Source organism: Myroides sp. C1519, assembly GCF_038039755.1.
GTDB lineage: Bacteria > Bacteroidota > Bacteroidia > Flavobacteriales > Flavobacteriaceae > Flavobacterium > Flavobacterium phaeum_A.
The window spans coordinates 1-912 of sequence record NZ_JBBPHM010000052.1 but is presented as its reverse complement, the minus strand read 5'-3'; the positions used below and the strand labels follow the sequence as shown (position 1 = coordinate 912).

The window sequence follows — 912 nt, the reverse complement described above, 5'->3', positions numbered from 1 at the left end:
ACAACACTTTTAATGTTGGGGTCCTGGGTTCGAGCCCCAGTCGGGTCACAAAGCTACTCTTTACGGAGTAGCTTTTTCTGTTTTATAGAAGAGAAGATGTATTTTTATTTTTCAAATGAAGCGCCTAATATTTTTGTGCCTTGCTTTAATGAAAAGTAAATATTATTCATAACTTTAGGATAAAGAATATATAACTACCGGCCGCGTGGAGGAATTGGTAGACTCGCCATCTTGAGGGGGTGGTGTCGCAAGACGTGTCAGTTCGAATCTGATCGCGGTCACTTAAAAAAGACAATTGAATGTATTCAGTTGTCTTTTTTTGTTTTATACAGACACTCTTGTTATTTTTTTGAGAAAAAAGGCGGTAAAAAAATAAAGCTACTTAAGTGATTAAGTAGCTTTATTTTTAGTTTTCTTCTGTTTTTTCATCATCATCATTTACTTTTTTCGAATTCCCCATCATCATGAACAATGCGATAACTAAGGCAACACAAACTAATGCGAAGATAATGATCATAAAAGTTCCGTTACCAAAGTTGTAAAGAGGTAAGTTGTGTAAAGTCATAATATGTTTTATTTTTGTTATTTTAACAATAAAGGTATGTATTAAATTTAACATTTAAAATGATATTTGTCATATATGTATTTGAGTGAGTTATAAACATCTTAAATGGTGTTTTTTAAACTGTTCTTTAAATGTAATAAATAACATAAAATATTTTATAGTCTTATTTACTCATACTGTGGTGTTTAAAATGTTGGGTAATTTTTTTTAAAAAAAAGTGATATCTATGTTTGTGTAGTTTTCAAAAAAGGCTACCTTTGCACAGCAATTGAGAAACAAATAAATGTTTATCAATGACTCGATAGCTCAGTTGGTAGAGCACAACACTTTTAATGTTGGGGTCCTGG

The 912-nt window shown here is 31.0% G+C and carries 1 protein-coding gene and 1 tRNA gene; one reads left to right on the top strand and one right to left on the bottom strand.

Going from position 1 to position 912, the window contains the following annotated elements:
• Positions 1 to 199: 199 nt before the first annotated feature.
• Positions 200 to 281: transfer RNA gene (locus AABL81_RS13525), tRNA-Leu, on the top strand.
• A 125-nt stretch (positions 282 to 406) separates the two neighbouring features.
• Here AABL81_RS13525 and AABL81_RS13520 read toward each other — a convergent pair.
• On the bottom strand, positions 407 to 565 hold the full coding sequence (locus AABL81_RS13520) for a hypothetical protein (protein ID WP_199269102.1): 159 nt from the start codon (positions 563 to 565) through the stop codon (positions 407 to 409).
• Positions 566 to 912 lie beyond the last annotated feature (347 nt).